Genomic DNA, 16,859 nt, shown 5'->3' with positions numbered 1-16,859 from the left:
AGACACCACATGCCGATCACCCCACCCACTGGCGATGTCCACGATTTCGACTTTCTCATGGGCCCCTGGCGCATCCGCAACACCCGGCTCGTGCAGCGGCTTGCGGGCTGCACCGACTGGGAAACCTTCGAGGCCACGGGCACCGCGCGCCCCTTGTCGGGTGGCATCGGCAACTGCGATGACTTCATCCCCGAGGCCTGGAATGCCGGCTACGTGGGCATGGCCCTGCGCCTGTTCAACCCCGAGGCACGGCGCTGGAGCATCTACTGGCTCGATAACGTGACGGGAGGCCTGGACACGGCAACGGGCCTGCTGCGGCCGCCCGTCAGTGGCGGCTTCGCGGGCACGGACCAGGGCGTGTTCTTTGGCCAGGAGCTGTTCGAGGGCCGGTCGGTCCTGGTGCGCTTCGAGTGGACGAAAAACCTCGCCACCGGCACTCCGCGCTGGCAGCAGGCCTTCTCCGACGACGAGGGCTGCACGTGGGAGACGAACTGGGTCATGGAGTTCTCGCGCCCACCGGCGTAGTCAGCGCGCGTTCTGCATCACCTCGGCCAGCCAGTCCACGAACACGCGCACGCGCGGCGAGAGCTGGCGGCTGTGCGGGTAGAGCACGGTCACCGGCATGGGTGCGGGGCGGCAGTCGACCAGCACCTCGACCAGGCTGCCATCGGCCAGCTGCGGCTCCAGGTGGTAGCGCGGCACCTGGATGATCCCCAGCCCGGCCGTGCAGCAGGCCACATAGGCAAACGCATCGGTCACGGACACCGCGCCCTTGAGCTGCACGCTGCGCGGCACGCCATCGACCACGAAGTCCAGCGGCATGGGCTTGCCCGTGCGCGACGACAGGTAGTTCACCGCGCGGTGGCCGCGCAGTTCCTCTACGGTGCGCGGCACGCCATGGCGCGCCAGGTACGCGCGGCTCGCGCAGGTCACCTGGGCCAGTTGTGCAACCCGGCGGCCGACCATGCTGGAGTCGACCAGTTCGCCGCCGCGCATCACGCAGTCCACGCGCTCGCGCACCAGATCCACCAGGCGGTCGCCCATCCCCAGCTCCAGCTCCACGCCGGGGTAGCGTGCAAAGAACTCGCCGATGCGCGGCAGCACGAAATAGCGGGCCAGGGTACCCTGCAGGTCCACGCGCAGCTTGCCCTTGGGGTGCTGGCCGGCCGTTGCGAACGCCGCCTCGGTCTCATCAAGGTCGGCCAGCAGCTGCTGGCAGCGCGCGTAGTAGGCCTCGCCGTCCTGCGTCGGCCCGACATGGCGCGTGGTACGGTGCAGCAGGCGCGCGCCCAGGCGCTTTTCCAGCTGCTGCACGGCCAGCGTCACCGTGGCGCGGGGCAGCTGCAGGTCTTCCGCCGCCTGCGTGAAGCTGCCCAGCTCCACGATGCGGGTGAACAGGCGCATGGCGTCGAATCGGTCCATGGGGAGCAGGGCTTGATTGTTGGCGTTTATTGAACAGTCATGGCAATCAACGGGTGTTTATCAAACCCGCCGCCAACAGAACAATACACCCATCACCACCGTTCAGGAGTTTTCATGGCCGCCAACGACACATCCACCCACCGCCCCGTCGCCATCGTCACCGGGTCTTCGCGCGGCATCGGCGCCGCCATTGCCCAGCGCCTGGGGCGCGACGGCTTCAACGTCGTGGTCAACTACGCGGGCAGCGCAGCCGAGGCCGAGGTGGTGGCCCAGTCGATCACCGCAGCGGGCGGCCAGGCGATCGCCGTGCAGGCCGACGTGGCCGATGCCGCCGCCGTGGCGCGCCTGTTCGACCTGGCCAGCGAAACCTTCGGACGCATCGACGTGCTGGTGAACAACGCGGGCGTCATGCCCTCGCACACGCCGCACCTGGCCGATACCGACGACGCCACCTTCGACCGGCTGATCGCCATCAACCTCAAGGGCAGCTTCAACACCTTGCGCGAGGCCGCGCGCCGGCTGGAGCCGGGCGGGCGCATCGTCAACTTCTCCACCAGCGTGGTCGGCACCGCCATGCCGGGCTACGCGGTATACGCCGCCACCAAGAGCGCAGTGGAAACCATGACGCTGATCCTCGCCAAGGAGCTGCGCGGCAAGAACATCACCGTGAACGCCGTGGCCCCCGGCCCCACGGCCACCGCCCTGTTCCTCGACGGCAAGACGCCCGAGCTGGTGGAGCGCCTGGCGCAGATGAGCCCGCTGGGCCGCCTTGGAACGCCGGACGACATCGCGGGCACCGTGTCCTTCCTGGTCGGGCCCGATGGCGCGTGGATCAACGGGCAAACCTTGCGCGCCAACGGCGGCATGGTCTGACCCACCGTCGGTGCAGGCTCAGGCCGCAGCCTGCACCGGGAAGTCCGTCGACGCCGCCAGCGCACGCCACTGCGCGGTTTCCTTCTCGACGAAGGCATGTTTGTCGGCAATGGTCTGCAGCGTGTCGGTGCCCAGGGGCAGGCGCAGCGGCGGCGTGGGGCTGGCCACCAGCTGCATCATGGCCTGGGCCAGGCGCACAGGGTCGCCGGGCTGGTTCAGATTGATGCGGCGAGCGGCTTCGCGGATTACGCCGGCACTGGGGGCGTAGTCCTCCAGCACCAGCGGGGACACCGAGAGCGAGGCCGTGTCAAGGAACTCGGTGCGGAAGTAGCCCGGCTCCACCACCGTGGCATGGATGCCCAGTGGCGCGAGTTCGGCGTGCAGCGCCTCGGTGATGCCTTCCACCGCGAACTTGGTCGAGCAATACACCCCGAAGCCTGCGGCGGACTGCACGCCGCCCAGCGACGAGATGTTGATGACATGGCCGGCGCGGCGTGCGCGCATGGAAGGCAGCACGGCGCGCGTCACGTTCAGCAGGCCGAACACATTGGTCTCGTACAGGCGGCGCACCTCGTCGGCGGTGGCCTCTTCCACCGCACCCAGAAGGCCGTAACCCGCGTTGTTGACCAGCACGTCGATGCGGCCGAAGCGCTCCAGCGCCGCGCCCACGGCGTGGCGGGCCTGCGCCTCGTCTGTCACGTCCAGGGCCAGGGGCAGCAGCGCATCGCTGGCGCCCAGGCGGCGCGTGATGGACTCGGCACTGCGTGAGGTGGCGACCACGGCATCGCCCTGGGCCAGCGCGACCTCGGCAATGCGGGCACCGATGCCGCGCGAGGCGCCGGTAATCAGCCAGATGCGGGAGAAAGATGAAGTGTGAGCGGTCATTGCAGAAGTCCTTGGAAAGAATGAATTTCGGGGTTCCGGCAGACGCGGTGCGTTGCCATGGGGATGAACTGTAGGCACGCCATTGCCATCGCACTAGCCCATAATCACTCGATTCATTCACAAGTAAAACTTGCCACCCCCTGAGTCGCTTCGCGCCTTCACCCCTCTCTCGCCTCGCTGCGCGAAGCGGGAGGGGGACGCCCCCAGTGCGGCGGGGCGGCCCTTGCACGGGGGCACTGGCCTTGGCCGCGTCAGTTTCACGGACTGCAGGGCTTCGTAAACAGCTGAAAGAACTCTCATGGCCATCAACGAACTGCGTGCGATTTCCACCTTTGCCAAGGCGGCCGAGCTGGGCAGCCTGCGCCAGGCGGCCTCAGCCCAGGGCATCACGCCGCAGGCGGCCAGCCTGGCGCTGGGGCAGCTCGAATCGCACCTGGGCGTGCGGCTGTTCCACCGCACCACCCGCAGCCTGAGCCTGACCGAGGAGGGGCGCCAGTTCCTCGACGCCGCCCAGCCCGGGCTGGCCACACTGCAGCGCGCCGTGCACGGCGCCCGGCGCGGGCGCGAGGAGATCGCCGGGCCGCTGCGCATCACTGCGCCGCGCTCCATGATGCTGGAGGTGATCTGGCCCGTGGTCGACGAATTCGTGCGCCGCTACCCGCTGGTGGAGCCCGACGTTCAGCTCGAGGACCGCATCGGCAACTGGGTTGAGGACCGGGTGGACGTGGGTTTTCGCTCGGGCTACCCGCCCGAGGGCGGGGTGATTGCCCGGCGCCTGCTCTGGCTGCAGCTGGTGGTGTGCGCCACGCCGGACTACCTGGCGCGCCATGGAACGCCCACGCGCATCGAAGATCTGGCACAGCACCGCTGCAGCGGCTTTCGCCACCCGACCACGGGCAAGCCCATGCCCTGGGAGTTCCGCGTGGGCGAGGACATCGTGGCCCACGCCATCCCGCCCGCCTTCTGCGCCAACGACATCGAGCTGGAGGCGCGCGCCGTGCTGGGTGGCCATGCCATCGGCCAGTTGGTGGGTGTCACGGCCGCCCCGCTGGTGCGCAGCGGGCAACTGGTGCCGGTGCTCACCGACTTCGTCCCGCAGCACCTGGGCCTGTACGTGTACTACGGCAGCCGTGCGGCGCAGCCGGCGCGGGTGCGCGCCTTCATTGACCTGGCGGTGGAAATGCTGGCAGACAACCCGGTGTTCAGCCTGAGCGCGCAGGAACTGGCCGCAACAGCCCGGAAACCCCGGCGGCGACGACAACCCGCCACCTGAACCGGCCTTGCACATGGTTCTTTCGCTGCGGAAAGGGGCAATTGTTCACGGTTTGGCAAACAGTCCGTTGTGAAAAACGGTATTTATCGTTTCGGGCTTCCACAATACATTCGGTTCACTCCCCCCAGGCACGAACCGGACAACGCCCCATGACCACCTTTGCCACCACGGTCCAGACGCAGATCAAGGCCTCGCCCGCGCAGGCATTCGGTCACATCGCGCCCATCGACCCCACCACGCTGTTCACCGGCTACGGCCCCCTGCCGGCGGTGACGGGCACGCGCGACCAGACGGGTGCCTGGGATGCGCCGGGGCAGACGCGCACGGTGGCCATGTCCGATGGCAGCAGCGCGCAGGAGGGGCTCAAGCACTACCGCCCGGCCCAGTACTTCGCCTACACCGTGAGCGGCTTCACGGGCGTGCTGCGCTGGCTGGCCACGGGGGCGGACGGCGCCTGGTGGTTCGACCCGCAGGCCGGCGGCACGCAGACCACGGTGCGCTGGCGCCATGCCTTCCACGCCCGCTCGAAGTGGGCGGCTCCGGTGCTGTGGCTGCTGGCCAGCGTGCTGTGGCGCGGCTACATGCGCAAGGCACTGCGCCTGGCCAAGGCGCAGATCGAGACGGCGCCCCACACCCCGGTGGGAGCCGCACTATCGGCCTGACCAGACAGTCTGTCAGTTGGCCTTGGCTTCGAAAAAGGGCTTGCCCTGAACGGCTGAAGGGCTGACGGTGAAGGTCTTCACAGGCTCCAGGCCCCTGTTCTGGCCTGGCTTGAGCGGACGTGGAACACCGGGCTTCAATGCGGGATCGATGCAGCCACCGCGCACCGCCTTGAGCACCTCCGCGTTCAAGGGCCGGCGCTGGCCCAGGCGGCTGCCAGACAGGAACAGCATCTGGCCCTTGAGCTCGGCCCGCTGGTCCATGAGGGGCATGGCCTGCAGTTCGTCGAAGCCTACGCGCACGGAGTTGCCGCTCTCCAGCCGGTACTGCACCACCTTCACCACCGGCGGCTTGCCGGGGCTCTCTTCCACGAGGTCACCCAGGTAGAAATAGCGCACCGACTCGGCAGGCATGGCGGGCAGCTTGTAGCTTTCGGACCAGTTGCTGTTGCCCTCGGTGAACAGGGGGCGCAGCGTGGCGGGGACCTTGTCGTCCGCCGACACCGCGAACACCGGCGCGCGGGCATTGGACAGCGTGTAGCCATGGAAGTCGAACTCCACCATGGCCCCTTGCGCCTCCACCTTGCTGGAAAACGCGGGGAACAGGGTCTGCTCCTGCCGTACCTGTTGCAGCCGGATACCTCCGCCCTCCGCCTTCCAGCGGCCTGCGGCCAACAGGTCCAGCGCACCGCCCGTGAAGGCAAAGCAGTAGGTGTTGTCGTCCAGCAGCGCCAGCTGGGCCACGGTGTCCACCGAACCGCCCCGGTACTCGCCCACGTAGCCGGACTCGGCGGGTGTGACGGCATGGGTGGTGACGGCGGCCATCAGGGCGGCCGACACCACTGCGGTGGTACGCGCAGGGCGCAAGGGGCGAAGGAGGTGGTGCACGGGAAGGTCCCAGATGGATTGGTAGGCCACTATATAGGCCCGGGCCAGCGCCCCCCTCAGAGGGAAATCGCGAAGCGACCCGGAGGGCGCCTGTTCACGCGGCGAAACCGCCATCGATCAGCAGGCTGGCGCCGGTGACCATGCCGGCCTCAGGCCCGGCGAGGTAGGCCACCATGCCAGCGATCTCGGCCGGGTCGGCATGGCGGTTGACCGCCATCATGCCGTGCATGTCGCCGGCCATGGGGCCGTCAGCGGGGTTCATGTCGGTGTTCACCGGGCCGGGCTGCACGTTGTTCACGGTGATGCCGCGCGGCCCCAGGTCGCGCGCCAGGCCCTTGGTGAGCCCGACGATGGCGGCCTTGCTCATGCCGTAGACGCTGAACCCCGCCCAGGGCAGGCGATCGGAGTTGGTGCTGCCGATGGTGATGACGCGGCCATAGGCGCCGCCCTGGCCCATGTGGCGCACGGCGGCCTGGGTGGCCACGAACACGCCGCGCACGTTGACGGCGAGGGTGCGGTCCAGGTCTTCCAGCGTGACGCTGCCGACCTCCCCCATCACCGCCACACCGGCGTTGTTCACGAGGATGTCCAGGCGGCCCAGTTCACGTGCGGCACCATCGATGGCGGCCGTGAGGACCGCCGCATCGGCGCTGTCCGCCTGCAGGGCCAGCGCGCGGCCGCCGGCAGCCTCGATCTCGGCAGCCAGGGCCTTGGCAGGTGCCCCGTTGCTGGTGTAGGTGAAGGCCACGGCAGCGCCATCACGCGCCAGGCGCCGCACGATGGCGGCACCGATGCCGCGCGAACCGCCGGTGACGAAGGCGGCCTTGCCAGCCAGGACGCCGGTGGTGGAAGCAGGGGAGACAGAAGAAGCGACAGACATGGTGAAACTCCGGTAAGTGGACCAGTGAATGCACTGGCAACACCTGCAGTGTCTGGGAACCATTGCATTGCCGGTAGCCATGAATGGGCTGTACTGATTTCAACCATGGGTTGAAAATAACAAGCATGCAACCGCTCAGCCACCTCGAATCCTTCGTCAAGTCCGCCGAGTCCGGCAGCTTCTCGGCCGCTGCACGGCTCATGGGCCTGACCCCTGCGGCCGTGAGCAAGAACGTGGCGCGGCTGGAGGCCAACCTCTCCGTGCGCCTGTTTCAGCGCAGCACGCGGCGCCTGGTGCTGACCGAGGGCGGCCTGCGCCTGTTGCAGCAGATCAGCACTCCGCTGGCGACCCTGGCAGACGCCGTGGAGCACGCGGCCGAGACAGACCGCCAGCCGGCTGGCACGCTCAAGGTGAGCATGGGGCAGGCCTTCGGCCGTGCCTACCTGGTGCCGTTGCTCGGCGAGTTCCTCGCGCGCTACCCGGCCATCCAGCCCGACTGGCGCTTCGAGAACCGGCAGGTGGACCTGATCGGCGAGGGCTTCGATGCGGGTATCGGCGGCGGGCTGAACCTGAACCCCGGCATGGTGGCGCGCACGCTGGGCACCATCCACATCGTGGCCGTGGCGTCACGCGCGAAGTTGCAGGGCCGCAAGGCACCGCGCCATCCCTCCGATCTGGCGCAGTGGGACGGCATTGCGCGCCGCTCGATCCAGACCGGGCGCATCCACGTCACCACGCTGCGCAACAAGGCGGGCGATGCGGCTGCGGCCGAGCTGCGCCCGCGCATCGTCTTCGACGACCCCGAGGCCATGTGCCAGGCCGCGCTCATGGGCCTGGGCGTGGCCCTGCTGCCCATGCCCTTTGCCCAGCCCTGGCTGGCCAGCGGCGACCTGGTGCGTCTGCTGCCGGGCTGGTGGTCCGATGCCGGGCCCACCTCGCTGTACTACCCGGACAAGAAGCTGCTGCCCGCGCGCACCCGGGTGTTCGTGGACTTCATCATCGAGCAGTTCGGGCAGCGCGGGTTTGCACAGCGGGTGCGGGGTGATCTGGCGCTGGCCGCCCCTGCGCCGTCCTCGCCGAGGCGCAAGGCCTAGGCGGCTGGCGCGCACGGCCTTGCGCACAGCGATTCGGGGCGCAAAGGCCCAGGCCCCGTCACGGTGCCTGCTTGTTCACAAACGCGATGGACAAGCCCCTGGGCGTCACGGTGATGGCACCGGGCTGCATTCCCAGGCCGTCGAGCACGCCCAGGTCCTGCGGGCGCAGCCGGTGCAGCACCACCTCGCGCAGCGACTGCTCGGCCAGGGCAGGGCCATAGCTGTTGAGCATGGCCACCACCTCCGGCCGCAGGCTGGGGAAATCCAGCCGCCCCACGCGCAATTGGTGGGCCCGCAGGCTGCGGTCGCTGGCTTCGTAGCGCAAGGCGAACTCCACCTCCAGGGTGCCGCCATGGCTGCGCCGCAGCGCCGGGCCTGCGGCCTTCAGCGCGAATGCGGCGCCCAGGCGATTGCTCTCGGGCAGCAGCGACAGGCGTGGCACCTGCACATCCACGTCCACCAGGCCCGCCATGGGATAGCGCAGCGGAAAGCGTTGCGCCACCGCCTCCTGCAATTGCTCGGCAGAGACGGTGTAGGCCGGCTGGGCCTGAGCGCCGCGGACGGCCACCAGCGCAAGGCTACCAAGTGCGCCATGGCGCGCCCCTGCAGCAAGAAAGGATCGGCGATGCATTCGTTGGCTCCTTGGGGGTGTGGCAGTGCAGCGGTTGGCAATAATGGCCAGATGAAACCCGCAGCGCCCGCCCATACATGCCAGGTTTTCGGCTCACCCTGGGAAGGTGTGTACAGCACGCACATCGAAAGTTCCCGCCACTATGGCAGGCATTGGCATGCCGTCTATGGCCTGGGGTTGCTCGACGATGGCGCGCAGAGCTCGGCCAGCGGGCGTGGCCCGGTGGATGCCTATGCAGGCGATTTGATCACCACCAACCCCGGCGAGGTGCATGACGGCCAGCCGCTGGGCGGCCCATCGCGCCGCTGGCGCATGGTTTACCTGGAGCCCCAGGTGCTGCACGCCATGGCCGGCGACCTGGCCACGGCATCGCCCCAAGGGCTGGCCCTGGCCCGCCCGGTGATCCAGCACGATACGGCGCTGCGCGACGCCCTGCACCAGTTGCTGCAGCGGCTGGCGCACGGCGGTACCACGCCGCAGCACAGCACGGGCGTAGCCGCCCTGGCCTGCGAGGAAGCCCTGGTGCACACCTGTGCCCTGCTGCTGTGCCGCCATGCCAATGCGCAGCGCCTGCATGCAGCCGGCGCCGACGTTTCGGCCGAGTTGCGCCGCGTGCGCGACTGCCTGGCGAATACCTCGCAGGCACCGCCGACGCTCACCCAACTGGCCGCCATGGTGGGTCTGGGCAAGTACCAACTGCTGCGCCGCTTCACCCAGGCCTATGGCCTGCCGCCCCATGCCTGGCTGCTGCAGCAGCGCGCCGAGCGTGCCCGCAACCTGGTGCTGCGCGGCTCCAGGCTGGCCGATGCCGCAGCCGATTGCGGCTTTGCCGACCAGAGCCACATGACGCGCATCTTCGCGCGGCAGTTTGGCTTCACGCCCGGTGCCTGGCAGCAGGCCACGGCGGGAAGGCGGCGCCGGCCGCTGCCGCTATAACGTTCAAGACCCTTCGCGCCCGGGAATCCACACTGCCTGCAGTTTGACAACACAGGCAAGGCGGTATGCGATGGGAATCTCGGAATCATGGAAAGGCCAGCTGCTGTGCAGCCTGGCCATGGTGCTGGTGGGCAGCACGGTGGTGGTCAGCAAGGTCATCGCACAGGACATCGAGCCCTTTGCGGCCACCGTGCTGCGCCATGCTCTGGCCCTGCCGGTGTTTCTGGCGCTGATGCGCTGGCACGGCCAGCGGCTGCCGTGGGTGGGCCGGCGCGACGCGCTGCTGCTCACCCTGCAGGCGGCGGCGGGCAGCGTGGGCTACTCGGTGCTGCTGATCCTCGGGGTGTCACTCGCCAGTGCCTCGGATGCGGGCATCGTGGCCGGCACGCTGCCTGCGGCGGCCGCCCTGTTCTCGGCACTGCTGCTGGGCGAGCGGCCGGGCCTCAGGCTGGTGCTGTCCATTGCGCTGGCCACCGCCGGGGTGATGGCCGTGGCCCTGGCGCCCGAGAGCGCGCCCCCAGGAGGCACCAGCACCCGGCTGGCGGGCATTGCCCTGGTGCTGGCAGCCGTGGCCTGCGAGGCAGTGTTCATCCTGGCCAACAAGCGCTTGTCGCAGCCCATCCCGGCGCTGGCCCTGTCCACGCTGATGTCGGCGGGGGGTTTGCTGCTCTCGGCCCTGCCGGCATGGCTGGTGGCACAGGCATCGCCCTCCACCTTCACGGTACCTGCGCTGGCCGGGGTGCTGTACTACGCCTGGGTGCCCACCGTGGGCGGTTTTCTGCTTTGGTACGCGGGCAGCGCCCGCACCAGTGGCGTGCGCGCATCGCTGGCTACCGTGTGGCTGCCGGTGGCGGCGCTGCTGCTGTCGGTGGTGTTCCTCGGTGAATCCATCCGCAGCTGGCAGTGGCTGGGCCTGGGCTGCGTGGTGGCGGCCCTGCTGCTGGCCTCGCTGCCCGCGGCGCGGGGGCCCGGGGATTGAAGACGCGCGCTCAGCGCCCTACAACGGACCAGCCTGCGTGCAGGTTGGTCTTGTCGTTCTCATACTCCCAGGCGGTGCCGCAGCGGTCGCACTGGTAGCGGGTGAACGTGACCTGGCCATGGTCGCGGTCTTCCTTGCGGTTGCCGCGCTGCACCAGCTCGGCGTGGCCGGGGGCGCGGCGCCAGTTGCGCTGGATGCCCTTGCAGGAATCGCACAGCTCCATGGGCTTGAGCTCGGTCTGCCGTTCGTGGGGTTTGTTCATGGGAAAGCCTTGCCGTTCTTGGAATGGGGGGTGGTAGAAAAGTGGGGCACCGGGGCAGGGCCAACCCCGCTATTGTCCCACCGCACCGGCGCCTTGCAGCATCTTGGCCATGCGCGCATTGGCCAGAACCACGCCACGGCGCTCCACCTGCTGGCGCATTTCCACTGCAAAACCGCATTGTGCAAAGAACGGCTCGGCCGTGAGGCTCACGTCGGCCCACAGGCGCCCAATGCCGCGCAACGCTGCCTGGGCATGGATGTGGGCCATCAGTGCACGCGCCACGCCTTGGCCCGCACGGGCCGGGGCAACGAAGAAATGGTCGATGTAGCCCGTGGCCTGCAGGTCGGAGAAACCGGCGATGTCCGTGCCGGTGTCCGATGCCGCTTCAGCAACGAAGGGCTGGTTGGCCCGCAGCCGTGCGGTCCACTGCTCCAGGTCGTACGCCATTGGCGCCCAGGCATCACGCTGCTCCTGGGAATATTGCGCGCCGGTCAGTCCATGCACGGCGGCATGGAACAGGGCACGCAATCCAGGTGCGTCGCCCGGGTGGAAGTGGCGGATGTGGATGGGCATGGCGGCGAGGGCTAACAAATGGCAGGGGGCGCCGATTGTGCCCGAGGCCGGCCCCTAAGTCGGTGTCGCCATGCGCAGGCGGCGCGCCGTTTCTTCTGCGCGAGCGTCCTCGATCTCGCGCAGCACGCCCTGCATGTCCACATCGGCGTGCTCTGGTGCATAGATGCCGGTGAGCGGCGTCTCGTTGGTCAGCAGCCCGCTCTGGTACAGGCTCCAGATCTCGGGGCCGTACTGGGTGGCCAGCAGCTCGGGCGCGAACTGGCCGAAGAAGTCGCGCAGGTTGGCCACGTCGCGCATCAGCATGCGCGGCGCATGGTTGTTGCCGGCCGCGTCCACGGCCTGCGGCAGGTCGATGATGACCGGGCCGTCCGAGCCTTCTTCGCCATCGGCACCGGGCAGGTGCGCCAGCAGGATGTTGAACTCCGACAGATCGCCATGCACCACGCCCGCACACAGCATGCGCACGACCTCGGCGATCAGCGTGGCGTGGTGGGCGCGCGCCTGCTCGGGCGTGAAGGCCACGTCGTTCAGGCGCGGGGCCGCATCGCCGTGGGCGTCGGTCACCAGCTCCATCAGCAGCACGCCATCGTGGAAGTTGTAGGGCTGCGGCACGCGCACCCCGGCAGCGGCCAGGCGGTAGAGGGCATCCACCTCGGCGCTCTGCCAGGCGGCCTCCTGCTCCTGGCGGCCGAACTTGCTGCCCTTGGCCATGGCGCGGGCCGAGCGCGAGTTCTTGACCTTGCGGTTCTCGGTGTAGTCCACCGCCTGGCGGAAGCTGCGGTTGTTGGCCTCCTTGTAGATCTTGGCGCAGCGCGTGTCGTCGCCGCTGCGCACCACGAAGACCATGGCCTCCTTGCCGCTCATGAGCTGGCGGACCACGGTGTCGATCAGGCCTTCCTCGATGAGGGACTGGAGTCTGGGGGGTGCTTTCATCGGGCCTGTGCTGAAGATGGGATACCTCCCCATTGTCGCCGGGCAGGCAGCAGCCCTTGCTCCCGCCGTCCCAACGGCCCCACGGAGCGGCCTGGCCGTGCACGACAATCGCTGCACACCGCCCACCGCCAGACACCTCCAGGACACCACGCCGTGCACCATTTCGCGATCCCCTTTTTCACCCCGGCATGGCAGGGCGCTGTGCTCGCAGGCCTGTCGGCATTGGCCTTGGCGTCGCATGCGGCACCGGGGTTCCGGGAGGGGGCCTATGCCCAAGCGCCCGGCACTGCGGCAGTCTGCGTCAGCCGCAAGCAGATGGACCAGCTCACAGCCCCGACCTGGAAGCTGGCGATGAAGGAACGCGGCATGGACTGCACCGTCACCGAATCGGCGAAGCCCATGGTGGGCCACGAGACCTGGAAAGCCGCGTGCACGGACCCGCGCAGCAAGGACGCCCGGCACCAGTACCAGTTCACCGTGCATGCCAACAGCGAGCAGATCGTCATCGACAGCCGAATGGCAGACGCTGCGGGTGACCTGGAGATGAAGAACGCCTTTCTGGGCACCTACCAGGGCGCCTGCACGGCCAACATGCCGCCGCTGGACGAATGGGCGTACCTTGATGGCACCTATGGCATGGGTGCCCCGGCACAGGCCGATGGCGCGCGCAAGGCGGTGGCCATCGAGCTGATCCGCTGCGGCAATGTGTTCAACGGGCTGTCGCTGACGGTGGCCAAAGGCAAGCAGGAGGGCATGCGCACCGCCGCCGCGGCCATGCTCGAAGCTGCCGTGGAGCTGTACCCCGCAGAAGGCAGCTTCCATAGGGACGAGCTCAAAAAGTCGGCACCCCTCGTCTCGGCCGAACTTGTCGGATCCTCGGCAGAAAAGAAGTTTGCGCTGTACCAGTCGTGCAGCGCCTACCTGCAGCCCGACGGCATTGCCCAGTCGGTCAAGGAGCGCAGCGCCGCTGCAGGCGCCACGAAGTAAAGGCTGGCGAGTCAGGCCCGCGCTGGAAGGCGCAGCGTCTCCAGGCGCTGGTGCACCTCGTCGCCCAGGTCCACGGGCAACTGGTGCTTGGACTGCAGGTAGTGGTTGGTGTACACGTCGAGGTAGGCCTCGAGCGTCTGCGCGGCGTGGGTCTCACCCGCCAGCTCCATGCACAGCGCGGCCACTTCGGAAGTGCAGAAATGGTCCTCGCGCGTGGAGCGGCGCAGGCGGTAGCGCGAGAGCTGCTCGGGTGCGAGGCTCAGCACCGGAAACGCATCGATGTAAGGGCTCTTGCGGAACATCTTGCGCGCCTCGGGCCAGGTGGCGTCGAGCAGGATGAACAGCGGGCGCCTGCCGCCCTGCACCGGCTCCACCGCCGTCACCACGCGCTCGGGCGCCACGAACTCGCCGGGGAACACCACGCAGGGCTGCCACTGCGGATCGGCCAGCAGGGTGAGCAGGGCTGGGTCGACCTCGGTGCGCGCCCAGCCGAAGGCCCAGGTGTCGGCCACCACGTCGGCGATCAGCCAGCCGGTATTGCTGGGCTTGAGCGGCTCGATGTCGGCCATCAGCAGGCACACGCCTGCCTGCGGAGTGAGCAGCGGACGCAGGGCACACAGGCAGTGGCTGGGCACCAGGCGGCAGCCCGGGCAGCGCTCGCCGCGCGGTCCGCCCCGGGCGAGAAAAGGCTTGGCCGCACGCGCCAGGCGCGCCGCACGCAGGCGCGACACGGCGTGGGGCATCGCCGGCACGGGCATGGCAGCCGTCACTGGCCGCCCGCGTGCTCAAGCGCAAACAGCGGCAACTCGGTCTTGGGGCTCAGCCACACACCGCCACCCAGCTCGGTGAAGCCCTCGGCCAGCGTGCGGCGGTACAGCTGCGCAGGGTGGCGGAACATGCGCGGGTCGGTCAGCGTCTCGTCCACGATGTCCTGCTCCCAGTCTTCGCGCGTGACGGCCTCCACATACAGGGCGCCGCGGCTGAGCCGGGCCAGGTTGCGCAGGGCCGTCTGCACGTCGGTCTCGTTCAGGTAGGGCAGCACGCCTTGGCAGATCACCAGGTCGTAGGGCGTGCGCGCCTTGTAGTCGACCACCGAGCCCTGCTCCCAGCCAAAGCGGCCGCACAGATACTCGCTGAATTCCACGCCGTGAAAAGTCGCTTGCGGAAAGTGGCGCGCGACCAGGTCGCGCCACAGCCCGATGCCGCAGCCCACATCCAGCACGCGTTTCACCGGCACGCGCAGGTACTGCAGGTAGCTACAGACGAAGGCACCAAGCCGCTCGGTGTGTGCGGGGTCCACCACGCTGGTCTTCTTGTTGAAGTAAAAGCGCTCGTAGTAGGCCGCATCGAAACCATCGGCGTCGGCGCTCTGGCCCGCACTGCTTGCAGATGTCACTGCCATTCCTTGTTGCTTGGCGGAGGGACCGCCTTACGCTGGAGTATCGCCGAGGGTGGCCACCCGCCGTGGTTCGCACTCCCTGCGCCACGGCACAATGGGACACAGCCCTTCATGGATCACGCCTGACCGCCGATGCACCTGATCAATTGCCGCTCCCCGCACCTGTCCATTGCGAGGCACTGCACGCTCTTGTTGCTGGTGTGGTCGCTGATGCTGCTGGCCGCCTGCTCCAGGCCACCGCCTGCGAACGCGGCCCAGGCCTTCTCGTGCGAGGACACTCGCCAGCTGCGGGTCTGGCGCGCCCGCATCGGAGACAATTTCGCGGCCGTGGAACACCTGACCAGCACACACGATACCGAGGCGGCGGACCCTCTTGCCACCATGCGCCGGATGCGCGACCTGCATCTGCAATTGCGCCAGTATTTCCTGACCGAACCCATGCCCGACTGCATGCAGCACGCCGTGCGCATCTACGTGGACGGACTGGAGCCCCTGGCGCGCAGTGGCGAGCGAGACAAGGACCTGCTGGCCTCGATGCGCAACGTGGGCACCACGGTGGATCGCTTCACCGAAGCGGTGAGGGCGGCGAAGCCGCAATGGGCCCGAGAGGCCCAGGAGGCCCAGAAGGCCCAGAGAGCGGCGTCCATGCCGCGCTGACCCGGGGCGTGTTGCAGGCTATTTGCCCGGGGAGGCCGTCCAGACGGGATTGAGCAGACGTTCCAGCCGCGCATAGGAGGCTTCGAGCCGCACCAGTGCCTGGTCGATAAGCTCGTTGGTCATGGTGATCTTGGTGCCGTTGGTCTCCACGGGCTTGCCCTTGGAAACGGCCACCAGCGAATCGCGGAACTCCTTGTCCCGGGCCAGCACGGAGTCGGTGGCCAGGTTGCGCATGCGCATCATCTCCAGGCGCGTCTTGAGGGCCGACTCGTAGCTCTTGTCCACCACCGGCTTGCGCTGCTTGATGCTGGCCTTGTAGCTCACCACGGTGGCGCGCTCGAGCTCGATGTTGTTCTTGAGCGCAAAGGCCACGCGCTCCATGGCGCTGCGGCTCACTGCGGCCTCGGGGTCCTGGAGGCCGGACCAGAATTCACGGTGCACCTCTTCGGTCAGCACGGCACCTTCCTTGAACATGGACATGATCACGGTCTGGCGCTCGGCGTCGGTCTGCGCCGCCATGGCCACCGGGGACAGGGCGGCAAACGACAGGGCAAGGACCAGGCCGGCACGCAGGCATTGCTTGCGGAAATTCATTCGGAGATTCTTTCGAGAGTCGGTCAGCGAGAAAGTCGTGCACTATGCCACCGCTGCAGTGGCTGCGAGAGCGACTCAAGTATCCGCGTGTAACGAACTCCCGCGCAGCCGATGGCCCTCACGCAGCAGGCTGCAGGTACTGCTCCACCAGTTGCCGCTGCGCCGCAGCATCCACCCCGAGCACGTCCACCAGGTAGGTCTGCACGCCGCCATAGTCCTGGTCCACCATGTGCAGCGCAGCGTCGAGAAATTCCTCCTGCACGCGCCACAGCACGGCCAGCACCTCCTCGGGCGCGTGGCTGCCCATGCCGGCGGGGCGGCGGTAGAGGTTGTTGGTGAGCAGGTAATCCTGCATCACGGTCTCGCGCGGCACGCCCAGGGCCATCAGGATGAGGGCGGCTGCAAAGCCGGTGCGGTCCTTGCCGGCGGTGCAGTGGAACACCGTGGGTGCGTCGCTGGCCAGCAGCAGGCGGAACAGCTCGGCAAAGCGCGGTGCGTTCTCGTGCACGAAGCCGCGGTAGGTGTCCTGCATGAGGACCACGGCGTCCTGCGCGGTGAGCGCACGGCCGGTGGCCTGCAGCTCCAGCGCGCGCTGCACCACGGTGGGCTCGATGACCAGCGGGTGGTAGGCCACGCCGGGGATCGCATAGGCATAGGCCGCGCCCTCGGCCTTGCCGCGAAAGTCGATGGCGCGGGTCACGCCCAGTTCGGCCAGCAGGGCCTGGTCGGCCGGGGTCAGCCCGGCCAGGTGGTCGGAGCGGAAGATGCGGCGCCATTTCACGGTCCGGCCACCCTGCCCGGCATAGCCGCCCAGGTCGCGGAAGTTGGTGGCGCCGGCCATGGGAAGAGAACGGGCGGGGTCTTGTTGCATGGCAGTTCGGACAGGAAGGGCTGGGGAGGGTGCCTGAGCTTATACGACACCCAGGCCCCCTGC

21 protein-coding genes are annotated in these 16,859 nt (G+C 68.5%); 9 read left to right on the top strand and 12 right to left on the bottom strand.

Translation table 11 applies throughout. The features are described from left to right. The first annotated feature begins 9 nt into the window (after positions 1-9). A complete protein-coding gene (locus ACSQ9E_RS30400; protein WP_057267146.1) occupies positions 10-525 on the top strand; it encodes a hypothetical protein in 516 nt (171 codons plus the stop codon). Here the strand turns inward: ACSQ9E_RS30400 and ACSQ9E_RS30395 are convergent, their stop codons facing one another. After that, positions 526-1,422 carry a LysR family transcriptional regulator gene (locus ACSQ9E_RS30395; protein ID WP_057200686.1) on the bottom strand — a complete coding sequence of 299 codons (897 nt, stop codon included), beginning with the start codon at positions 1,420-1,422 and terminating at the stop codon, positions 526-528. A gap of 114 nt (positions 1,423-1,536) precedes the next feature. Between ACSQ9E_RS30395 and ACSQ9E_RS30390 the strand changes: the two genes are divergently transcribed. After that, the gene (locus ACSQ9E_RS30390) at positions 1,537-2,295 is read left to right on the top strand and encodes an SDR family oxidoreductase (protein WP_436219981.1); all 759 of its coding nucleotides are present in this window, start codon (positions 1,537-1,539) and stop codon (positions 2,293-2,295) included. Positions 2,296-2,313: 18 nt separating this feature from the next. Here the strand turns inward: ACSQ9E_RS30390 and ACSQ9E_RS30385 are convergent, their stop codons facing one another. After that, positions 2,314-3,180: an oxidoreductase gene (locus ACSQ9E_RS30385; RefSeq protein ID WP_436219980.1), complete on the bottom strand. Its 867-nt coding sequence runs from the start codon at positions 3,178-3,180 to the stop codon at positions 2,314-2,316. A 298-nt stretch (positions 3,181-3,478) separates the two neighbouring features. Here ACSQ9E_RS30385 and ACSQ9E_RS30380 point away from each other — a divergent pair, with 298 nt between their 5' ends. Further along, a complete protein-coding gene (locus ACSQ9E_RS30380) occupies positions 3,479-4,453 on the top strand; it encodes a LysR family transcriptional regulator (RefSeq protein ID WP_436219979.1) in 975 nt (324 codons plus the stop codon). A 149-nt stretch (positions 4,454-4,602) separates the two neighbouring features. Then, a complete protein-coding gene (locus ACSQ9E_RS30375; RefSeq protein ID WP_057200682.1) occupies positions 4,603-5,115 on the top strand; it encodes an SRPBCC family protein in 513 nt (170 codons plus the stop codon). 12 nt (positions 5,116-5,127) lie between these two features. Here ACSQ9E_RS30375 and ACSQ9E_RS30370 read toward each other — a convergent pair whose 3' ends face one another. After that, positions 5,128-6,000: a hypothetical protein gene (locus ACSQ9E_RS30370; RefSeq protein WP_436219978.1), complete on the bottom strand. Its 873-nt coding sequence runs from the start codon at positions 5,998-6,000 to the stop codon at positions 5,128-5,130. 94 nt (positions 6,001-6,094) lie between these two features. Next, the gene (locus ACSQ9E_RS30365; RefSeq protein ID WP_436219977.1) at positions 6,095-6,880 is read right to left on the bottom strand and encodes an SDR family oxidoreductase; all 786 of its coding nucleotides are present in this window, start codon (positions 6,878-6,880) and stop codon (positions 6,095-6,097) included. Positions 6,881-7,005: 125 nt separating this feature from the next. Between ACSQ9E_RS30365 and ACSQ9E_RS30360 the strand changes: the two genes are divergently transcribed. Next, entirely contained in the window at positions 7,006-7,974 is a 969-nt protein-coding gene (locus tag ACSQ9E_RS30360) for a LysR family transcriptional regulator (protein ID WP_436219976.1), read from the top strand. Between the two features lie 58 nt (positions 7,975-8,032). Here ACSQ9E_RS30360 and ACSQ9E_RS30355 read toward each other — a convergent pair whose 3' ends face one another. Next, the gene (locus ACSQ9E_RS30355; protein WP_436219975.1) at positions 8,033-8,605 is read right to left on the bottom strand and encodes a DUF1439 domain-containing protein; all 573 of its coding nucleotides are present in this window, start codon (positions 8,603-8,605) and stop codon (positions 8,033-8,035) included. A 108-nt stretch (positions 8,606-8,713) separates the two neighbouring features. Here ACSQ9E_RS30355 and ACSQ9E_RS30350 point away from each other — a divergent pair, with 108 nt between their 5' ends. Together ACSQ9E_RS30350 and ACSQ9E_RS30345 are read left to right on the top strand one after the other, a co-directional pair. Beyond that, positions 8,714-9,541: a helix-turn-helix domain-containing protein gene (locus ACSQ9E_RS30350; RefSeq protein ID WP_436219974.1), complete on the top strand. Its 828-nt coding sequence runs from the start codon at positions 8,714-8,716 to the stop codon at positions 9,539-9,541. A gap of 70 nt (positions 9,542-9,611) precedes the next feature. Then, a complete protein-coding gene (locus ACSQ9E_RS30345) occupies positions 9,612-10,520 on the top strand; it encodes a DMT family transporter (RefSeq protein ID WP_436219973.1) in 909 nt (302 codons plus the stop codon). 10 nt (positions 10,521-10,530) lie between these two features. On the opposite strand, the gene ACSQ9E_RS30340 is transcribed toward ACSQ9E_RS30345, so the two are convergent. From ACSQ9E_RS30340 to ACSQ9E_RS30330, 3 genes are all read right to left on the bottom strand, one after another. Next, positions 10,531-10,782: a hypothetical protein gene (locus ACSQ9E_RS30340; RefSeq protein WP_057200676.1), complete on the bottom strand. Its 252-nt coding sequence runs from the start codon at positions 10,780-10,782 to the stop codon at positions 10,531-10,533. A gap of 69 nt (positions 10,783-10,851) precedes the next feature. Continuing rightward, positions 10,852-11,355 (bottom strand): GNAT family N-acetyltransferase, encoded by a 504-nt coding sequence (locus ACSQ9E_RS30335; protein WP_436219972.1) that lies wholly within the window; start codon positions 11,353-11,355, stop codon positions 10,852-10,854. A 54-nt stretch (positions 11,356-11,409) separates the two neighbouring features. After that, entirely contained in the window at positions 11,410-12,288 is an 879-nt protein-coding gene (locus ACSQ9E_RS30330) for a PA4780 family RIO1-like protein kinase (RefSeq protein ID WP_436219971.1), read from the bottom strand. 153 nt (positions 12,289-12,441) lie between these two features. Between ACSQ9E_RS30330 and ACSQ9E_RS30325 the strand changes: the two genes are divergently transcribed. Next, complete coding sequence (locus ACSQ9E_RS30325) at positions 12,442-13,275, top strand: hypothetical protein (protein WP_057200673.1); 834 nt, start codon at positions 12,442-12,444, stop codon at positions 13,273-13,275. Between the two features lie 11 nt (positions 13,276-13,286). Here ACSQ9E_RS30325 and ACSQ9E_RS30320 read toward each other — a convergent pair whose 3' ends face one another. Next, complete coding sequence (locus tag ACSQ9E_RS30320; RefSeq protein ID WP_369819435.1) at positions 13,287-14,033, bottom strand: tRNA-uridine aminocarboxypropyltransferase; 747 nt, start codon at positions 14,031-14,033, stop codon at positions 13,287-13,289. Positions 14,034-14,041: 8 nt separating this feature from the next. Further along, on the bottom strand, positions 14,042-14,677 hold the full coding sequence (locus tag ACSQ9E_RS30315; RefSeq protein ID WP_057267114.1) for a class I SAM-dependent methyltransferase: 636 nt from the start codon (positions 14,675-14,677) through the stop codon (positions 14,042-14,044). A gap of 129 nt (positions 14,678-14,806) precedes the next feature. On the opposite strand from ACSQ9E_RS30315, the gene ACSQ9E_RS30310 reads away from it, so the two are divergent. After that, positions 14,807-15,331, top strand: coding sequence for a hypothetical protein (locus ACSQ9E_RS30310; RefSeq protein WP_057200671.1), 525 nt, complete (start codon positions 14,807-14,809; stop codon positions 15,329-15,331). Between the two features lie 18 nt (positions 15,332-15,349). On the opposite strand, the gene ACSQ9E_RS30305 is transcribed toward ACSQ9E_RS30310, so the two are convergent. After that, positions 15,350-15,925 carry a hypothetical protein gene (locus tag ACSQ9E_RS30305; RefSeq protein WP_057267110.1) on the bottom strand — a complete coding sequence of 192 codons (576 nt, stop codon included), beginning with the start codon at positions 15,923-15,925 and terminating at the stop codon, positions 15,350-15,352. A gap of 118 nt (positions 15,926-16,043) precedes the next feature. Next, the gene (locus ACSQ9E_RS30300; protein ID WP_057200669.1) at positions 16,044-16,796 is read right to left on the bottom strand and encodes a tyrosine-protein phosphatase; all 753 of its coding nucleotides are present in this window, start codon (positions 16,794-16,796) and stop codon (positions 16,044-16,046) included. Positions 16,797-16,859: the final 63 nt, after the last annotated feature.

Source organism: Acidovorax sp. LjRoot118, from assembly GCF_964253575.1.
Classification (GTDB): Bacteria; Pseudomonadota; Gammaproteobacteria; order Burkholderiales; family Burkholderiaceae_C; genus Acidovorax.
The sequence above is the reverse complement of the archived record's forward strand: the minus strand, read 5'-3'. Positions and strand labels throughout refer to the sequence as shown.